This is a genomic window from Neobacillus rhizosphaerae, assembly GCF_050477885.1.
GTDB classification, from domain to species: Bacteria; Bacillota; Bacilli; order Bacillales; family Cytobacillaceae; genus Neobacillus; species Neobacillus rhizosphaerae_A.
Genome location: NZ_JBCNAC010000159.1, coordinates 1 through 7,198, shown reverse-complemented (window position 1 = coordinate 7,198; position 7,198 = coordinate 1). Strand labels below are relative to the sequence as shown.

The 7,198-nt window shown below is 38.6% G+C and carries 9 protein-coding genes; 1 reads left to right on the top strand and 8 read right to left on the bottom strand.

What is annotated here, in order from left to right; translation table 11 throughout:
- From ABES03_RS21330 to ABES03_RS21295, 8 genes are all read right to left on the bottom strand, one after another.
- A partial coding sequence (locus tag ABES03_RS21330; RefSeq protein ID WP_430120456.1) for a hotdog fold thioesterase occupies positions 1-326 on the bottom strand: 326 nt, incomplete at its 3' end.
- A gap of 122 nt (positions 327-448) precedes the next feature.
- Positions 449-697 (bottom strand): hypothetical protein, encoded by a 249-nt coding sequence (locus ABES03_RS21325; protein ID WP_308082662.1) that lies wholly within the window; start codon positions 695-697, stop codon positions 449-451.
- Between the two features lie 120 nt (positions 698-817).
- Positions 818-2,326 (bottom strand): leucyl aminopeptidase, encoded by a 1,509-nt coding sequence (locus ABES03_RS21320; RefSeq protein WP_430120454.1) that lies wholly within the window; start codon positions 2,324-2,326, stop codon positions 818-820.
- A gap of 108 nt (positions 2,327-2,434) precedes the next feature.
- Positions 2,435-3,046: a 3D domain-containing protein gene (locus ABES03_RS21315; RefSeq protein ID WP_430120452.1), complete on the bottom strand. Its 612-nt coding sequence runs from the start codon at positions 3,044-3,046 to the stop codon at positions 2,435-2,437.
- 116 nt (positions 3,047-3,162) lie between these two features.
- Complete coding sequence (locus tag ABES03_RS21310) at positions 3,163-3,486, bottom strand: YuiB family protein (RefSeq protein WP_308082658.1); 324 nt, start codon at positions 3,484-3,486, stop codon at positions 3,163-3,165.
- A gap of 142 nt (positions 3,487-3,628) precedes the next feature.
- On the bottom strand, positions 3,629-3,754 hold the full coding sequence (locus ABES03_RS21305) for a YuiA family protein (protein WP_335533025.1): 126 nt from the start codon (positions 3,752-3,754) through the stop codon (positions 3,629-3,631).
- A gap of 156 nt (positions 3,755-3,910) precedes the next feature.
- Entirely contained in the window at positions 3,911-4,405 is a 495-nt protein-coding gene (locus ABES03_RS21300) for an NUDIX domain-containing protein (RefSeq protein ID WP_430120450.1), read from the bottom strand.
- 82 nt (positions 4,406-4,487) lie between these two features.
- Positions 4,488-5,705 (bottom strand): NAD(P)/FAD-dependent oxidoreductase, encoded by a 1,218-nt coding sequence (locus ABES03_RS21295; RefSeq protein ID WP_430120448.1) that lies wholly within the window; start codon positions 5,703-5,705, stop codon positions 4,488-4,490.
- Positions 5,706-6,176: 471 nt separating this feature from the next.
- Here ABES03_RS21295 and ABES03_RS21290 point away from each other — a divergent pair, with 471 nt between their 5' ends.
- The gene (locus ABES03_RS21290) at positions 6,177-7,175 is read left to right on the top strand and encodes an NAD(P)/FAD-dependent oxidoreductase (RefSeq protein WP_308082654.1); all 999 of its coding nucleotides are present in this window, start codon (positions 6,177-6,179) and stop codon (positions 7,173-7,175) included.
- Positions 7,176-7,198: the final 23 nt, after the last annotated feature.

Below are 7,198 nucleotides of genomic sequence, written 5' to 3'. Positions count from 1 at the left end.
TGTTCATCGGTAATTTTAATATCCCAAACCATCGTTGATTTCCCTTGGTGCAGAACTGTCCCTACTGCAGTAACCACACCTTCGGTTTTCGGACGAACATGGTTTGCGTTTATTTCTAATCCAGCCACACCCTCTGTTTCTTTATCCACTAATTCATAAGCTCCAATACTTGCGACTGTCTCTGCTAATGCAACAGATGCTCCTCCGTGCAGTAATCCAAATGGCTGGCGAGTTCGCTCATCTACTGGCATTGTGGCAGTGACTTTTCCTTCTCCCAATTGAGTAATCTCTATTCCGAGCGCTTCAATTAATGTGTCCTTTATCATTTCTATCCCTCCGGTATGTAGATCGTTTCTCTCTAAACCTATTCTCCATTTCTTAGAAATTTCCTTTTTTATCAATTGCCTAAACGAAAAAAACAGCCTCGAGAGCTGTTTTTAACTTGTTCCTAATAATAACCTGGAAATCCCATTGGAGGATAGCCTACAGGGGAAAAGCCCATTGGCGGATAGCCGAAACCTGGGTAGCCAAAACCTGGGTAGCCGAAGCCGCCATAAAAAGGGCGAGCTGCAAAAGATGCTCCTAATCCTCCTCCTAGTAAGCCTCCTAGAAAACTAAGTCCACCTATCGCTAACGGCAATCCAAAGCCAATAAATCGTTGATCGTGTACCGGGTACGGGCTTCGATAAGGATACATACACCATTACCTCCTTTTTCATCTATACTTGCCTACACTATTGCATATGCAAAAGGATGGGTTTTGGAGTGGGCAACAGCGTATGTTATCCCGTAAATCCACTATGAAGCTTTATCCAGTCTATTTTTCAATTGGTTCAAATCGCTCAACAAATAGAGCAAGCGTGCGCGTCATAACTCCTGTTGCACCTGCTGGACCCAGGTCATAGTCCTTCGAAGAAGTGGCCGTTCCTGCAATATCCAGGTGTACCCATGGAGTTCCTTCCGCAAACTCGCCTATAAACGCACCAGCGACTAACGCATGACCTTCACTGCCAGGAGAGTTATTCAAATCAGCTACTTTACTGTTCCTTACACGTTCAATCTCAGTTTCAAACAAAGGCAATTGCCACATTTTTTCTCCCGCTTCCATCGAAGCTTCAAGTACTTGCTCATATAAAGTTTCATGGTTCGTCATTGCACCTGTTGTATGCAAACCCAGTGCAGTGATAACCCCACCAGTTAATGTGGCAACATCCACTAAATAATCAGCCCCATGATGCTTAGCATATGTAACAGCATCTGCTAGCACAAGGCGACCTTCAGCGTCTGTATTTAGCACCTCTATGGTTTTCCCACTCATTGACGTAATGACATCATCTGGCTTAAACGCTCCACCGCTGATCATATTATCTGTTGAAGGAATGACCGCTACAACGTTTTGCTCTGGTCTAATTTCTCCGATAATCTCCATAGCGCCAAGGACTGCAGCGGCTCCGCCCATGTCGGTTTTCATGCCCACGATTCCAGCCTTTGTTTTAATCGAGTAACCACCTGTATCAAAGGTAATCCCTTTTCCAACAAGACCAATGACATCCTTCCATTCGTCTGTTCCTTGATATTTTAAAACAATCATTTTAGGCGGCTCCGTAGACCCTTGATTAACCGCAAGAAATGCACCCATGCCAAGCTTTTCGATCTCTGCTTTATCTAAAATTTCTACTTCAAAATCATACTTGGCTGCCAGCTCTTTAGCATAATTCGCCATATCAGTGGCTGTTAGTAAGTTACCTGGTATGTTCACAAGTGTCCTTGCAGAGTTGGTCCCTTTTCCAAAAGCATAACCAACATTCAAAGATGCCTGCACATCTTCTTCCTCATTATTGTTACAGTAAACAGTCAGATTTTCTAATTTTTTCTCTGGCTCATTCGATTTTTGCTTATAGCCTTCGAATTGATAGGTAGATAACGCAAACGCCTCACTTAATGCGTGTGCTGCATCCAAAGCATCTACTTTATCTGTAATAAACGAATCTAAATAAATGGATGTTTCTACAAGCTTACTTGCTTTAATCTCCTTGAATAGCTTACCTAATGCAGCTCTTACCTTTTCGAATGATAGTTCTTTTTCTTTTCCTAATCCCACAAACCAAATCCGCTTTGCTGCAATTTTTCCAAAGCTATGTACTTTTGTGATACTTTTTAATTTTGCTGAAAGATCACCGGATTTCACCAATTCGGTAAGCTGTCCATCAAACCTCTCATCAAGATTGGCTAATGATCCAGTAAATTTCTCGGGTTTATCAAACAAACCGATTACCATTCCTTCATGCTCTGTTGTAAAATCCAATTCCTTTTTAACGTGAAACATGTCCACTCCACCTCCATGTTAGTCTTCTCTATTATATCGAAAAGGTTTATTTATTTCGATAGACTAATTATTCTTCATAAGCATAAAAAAACAGGCACATGGCCTGTTTTACCTTTTCTCTGAGCTTGTATACTGCTGACGAAATACCTGCAGAGCCTTATCTTCATTTAATGCCTGGAGCTGTTCTTCAGTGAGCTTACCATTCCCTTGTTGAACAACATACACTTCTAACTGTTTTTTACCCCATTGTTTATAAACATCCTCAACCGTCTCATAATAAAGATCCAGTTCGTTTCCTTTAATGGCCCCACCTTTATCTGCCACCACTCCATATCCATACCCTGGGATGAATAGGATGGTACCGATAGGAAACACATTTAAATCCGCTGCAACGGTGGAGAATAAATCTCGTTTTACTTTTACACCGGAATAGGTAATTCCATACTCGGGGTGTCCCTTACTCTTACCGGTTGATTCAATCCCTGCTGTATATCCAGTGGCCGTAACTGTATGTCTAGGGTACTTTGACCAATCAAAAGCATCCTCTAACGATGGCGACGTTGTGTTTGAAGCAGTTACACTTTCTGAAAGTCCAGACGCAAAATGATTAATTAAAGTTCTCGCATTTACGCCAGAGATGGATTGGAAGGTTGCTAATAATGCCATAAAGAATAGACATACAAGAGCAAATCGTTTAATCCAAATTTTTGTTTTATTCATTAAAATTTTCACTCCTCCCAAAATATTCATTCCCAAGCTGAAGGGAAATATTCAAAAAAGGAGTGAGAATTTTTTCCAATGAACAAAAAAGACCTCTTACCCAAAGGTAAAAAGTCTTAGAACATTTGATATCCATTTTTACGTAATAACTTAATTGTAAAACCAGCAGCAATGGCTCCTGCTAACCCACTTACCAAAATTAGAATATCTGCAGTGGCTAATGAACCGAACTTTTGCCCTAGTTCCTGAAAGGCCACTTTACTATTTGTAAAATATTCAACAAAACGGACTTTATCTACAATTAAAATTGCCACTACAGGGTACACTATAGCCATTACCCATGACATTCTTAGTAGCATATTAAGGATAAACCCAATTCCAAAAAATAAGACAAAAAATAGCACAATTGATATGATTAACACCACAATGCTCATTTGCATCCGAGATTCCTCCCTTTATACATCAACTTTTAGTGTACTGAATGTCTAAAAGGGAGTCAACAAAAAAACAGACAAAAAAATAGCTCTCCGAAGTGATCCGAAGAAGCAATGTAGAGCATTTTACAATCATACTCATAAATCTTTAGTCTTTTTTCTTACCTGATCCGCCGCAGCAGGAACAAGTTTCCGATCCTCCGAGCAATAGTTGAAAATATCCATTACCTGAACAATAATCACACTTTTTTGTATCCACGCTCTTCACTGTCATCTTGATCATCCTCCTAAAATATTAACTCAATTTTCTGATAATATACCAAGGAACGAGCAAAAAGGAAAGAGCGGAAATTCACCGAATATGGTAAAGAAAACGGATACATTATAAGTTTTCTTTCATTTTCTAAGTGTTACTTAAATTTTCTAAAAATTACAAAAATAATTTATAGGCTGTATATCCAAATTGATTTCCAGGGTTTAAATCGTTTACACCAGGCTTACTCGTTAATTCAATTTGTTCAATTAAATAATGTAAAAGAATAGACGCATCCTTTTCAAGAAGTAATTTCTGTGGAGCTATAAATCTTGCTTCATACAGCTCATTCTCCTGATGTATGATTCTTTCTTCCAGTTCTACTGGTTCAAGCAAGAATACAAGCATATTATCACTTATTTCCCCTTTTAATACACCTGTTCTTAATCCAATTAATCCCTTAACAGTACTGCTGATTCCGGTTTCTTCTTTCACTTCCCTAATCACTGCCTCGTCGGCGGTTTCCCCCTCCTCAACAAATCCCGCTGGTAAAGACCATTGCCCCTTTAACCCACCGTATCTTTTCTTTACCACGAGCCAATGACCTTCTCTGGATTTCACTAGTCCAGAAACAGCCAACCACACCTTACCCCGTTTTTCACGACTGCTCATATCGACACTCCCTACGAGTCCTATTTAATCTACTATACCAAAAAAAGGACAGAAGATTCTCTGTCCTTTTTCCTGAAATATTTTAGAATACGTTAAATTTACCTTTTTTCAACACTAGTCCCGCTCCGCCAATCATATAAAGGGAACGATTGTCGATTACTTTTTTCATGAAGGATGCTTTAGCACCAGTAATTTTTTTACCAAATACTACACCGATTGCATCATCTTCACCTAGAGAACAAACTGTACCTTTATTGTCGAAAGTAAAGGATTCAAGTTCTGACTTGTTTCGAACTAATGCTGCTAAGTTACGAGCAACCACTTCACCTTGCTGCATAGCGATTTGTGCAGTAGGTGGATATGGACGATTGATTTCTTCATTGATTACAAGTGAGCTGTCACCAATGATGAATACATCGTCATGACCAGGTGCACGTAGGTCAGATTGTACTTTAACACGACCTCTCATTGCTTCAAAGCCAGACTTTTCAATGATAGAGTTACCACGTACACCAGCTGCCCAAACAACTGTGTTAGCCTTAATTTCACGTGGTTCGTCTTCACCTTTAGCTACAAAAATCCCTTCAGGAGTTGCTTCTTTAATCGCAGTGCCGATGAGGAACTCTACACCTTTACGCTCAAGTTGAGAAACGGCATAATTCACAAGCTCAGGATCAAATCCTGGTAAAACTGTTGGAGCAGCTTCCACACAAATAATCTTTACTTTATGGAAATCAACATCATATTCATGACATAATTCTGGTATACGGTTAGTTAACTCACCAAGGAATTCAATTCCTGTAAATCCTGCTCCACCAACAACAATAACAAGGCGATTGTCGTTCTTTTCTTCTTCCATGTTGTACGTAGCAAATTGATATTCAATATGCTCACGTAATTGGCGGGAAGAATTCACATTGGTAATACCAAATGCATATTCTTTTAAGCCTTTAATTCCAAACGTTTCAGGCTCGCCGCCAAGGGCGATAACAAGGTAGTCATAATCGACTTCACCTTTTTCTAAGATAACCTTCTTCTCTTCTCTATTGATTTCAACTACCAAATCTTGAACAAAATCAACTTTACTACGATCAATGACATCTCTAATGTCATAACGAACACGATCATGATGTAATGTACCAGCAGAAGCCTCGTGTAACCATGTTGTTTCATAATGGTAGTCGTTCTTATTTACTAATACGATATCTGCTTCATTTACACCGATTAACTTTTGTAAACGAACTGTTGTCATAAGTCCGCCGTAACCAGCACCGATAATAACAATTTTAGGCTTTCTCAAAGTGATCACTTCCACCTTTTATAATAATATTTTTGAATAAATTTCTCTTTTTCTTATCTTCCACTGCTTAGACCATTTTTATTTTGCTTTGAGTAAAAATGTATGTGATATTATTCACGAATGGTTTCAAAGAAAAAGAACAAAAGTGTTAGCACATAGAGGGAATGAAAAAATAATTTTGACTGAATATTAATTTGAACCTGTTACATCATTCACATAAATGTGCCTTTTTTGTCACAGAATTTTAACAATATATCCACATTACATCTTATGCTACTTTAACACTATTTTCAAGCGGATTTTAAAAATATTTACCTTAACAATATTATAAAATTGGCCCTATTATGACCAATATTTTATTGTTTAAAAATTACTCCTACTCTGAATAATTGCTAGAAAGTTGTGAGGATTTCCTAGTTTTATGATATTATAGTGAGTGGAGTTTGTTACTACTAGTTGGGGGGATACGGAGTGCAAGAAAATCAAACAGTTTATGACATTACAATAATCGGAGGAGGCCCTGTTGGTCTATTTACTGCCTTTTACGGCGGGATGAGACAAGCATCAGTGAAAATCATTGAAAGCTTACCACAGCTTGGTGGACAGTTATCGGCTCTTTATCCGGAAAAATATATTTATGACGTAGCTGGCTTCCCAAAAGTCCGTGCTCAAGAATTAATTAATAACCTAAAAGAACAAATGGCCAAGTTCGACCCTTCGATCGCTCTTGAGCAATCTGTTGAAAAGTTAGAGAAACTAGAAGATGGAACCTTCAAATTAACAACTAATAAAGAAGTGCATTATTCTAAGACGGTTATTATCACTGCTGGAAATGGGGCTTTCCAACCGCGCCGTCTTGAATTAGAAAGTGCACAACAATATGAACATAAAAACCTCTACTATTTCATTGAGGATTTAAATCAGTTTGCTGGTCAAAAAGTAGTTGTATTCGGTGGTGGAGATTCTGCAGTTGACTGGGCATTAATGCTTGAGCCGATTGCTGAAAAGGTAACAATTGTCCACCGTCGAGATAAGTTCCGCGCACATGAACACAGTGTAGAAAACCTTTATAATTCAAAAGTGGATGTGAAAACTCCATACGTGCCTGCAGAATTAATTGGCGATGAAAACGGAATTAAACAAGTGGTTCTTTCCACAGTAAATGGTGAAGAAAAGGAAACAATTGATGTAGATGCAGTCATCTGTAATTATGGGTTTGTTTCTTCACTTGGACCGATTAAAGAATGGGGTCTTGAAATTGAAAAGAACTCCATCCTTGTAAATTCAAAAATGGAAACGAATACACCAGGTATTTATGCTGCTGGAGACATTTGTACGTATGATGGAAAAGTGAAATTAATTGCTTGTGGTTTTGGTGAAGCACCAACTGCAGTTAACAATGCAAAAACATACATCGATCCAAAAGCAAAAGCACAGCCATTACACAGTTCTTCAATGTTTAAGCAATGAACCAAAAAGCGGAAGCGCCTCGT

Excerpts from the sequence above, each read along its gene's own strand:
- ABES03_RS21325 (WP_308082662.1), bottom strand. The coding sequence starts at position 697 with ATGTATCCTTATCGAAGCCCGTACCCGGTACACGATCAACGATTTATT.
- ABES03_RS21300 (WP_430120450.1), bottom strand. The coding sequence starts at position 4,405 with ATGAGCAGTCGTGAAAAACGGGGTAAGGTGTGGTTGGCTGTTTCTGGA.
- ABES03_RS21305 (WP_335533025.1), bottom strand. The coding sequence starts at position 3,754 with ATGACAGTGAAGAGCGTGGATACAAAAAAGTGTGATTATTGTTCAGGT.
- ABES03_RS21310 (WP_308082658.1), bottom strand. The coding sequence starts at position 3,486 with ATGCAAATGAGCATTGTGGTGTTAATCATATCAATTGTGCTATTTTTT.
- ABES03_RS21320 (WP_430120454.1), bottom strand. The coding sequence starts at position 2,326 with ATGTTTCACGTTAAAAAGGAATTGGATTTTACAACAGAGCATGAAGGA.
- ABES03_RS21315 (WP_430120452.1), bottom strand. The coding sequence starts at position 3,046 with ATGAATAAAACAAAAATTTGGATTAAACGATTTGCTCTTGTATGTCTA.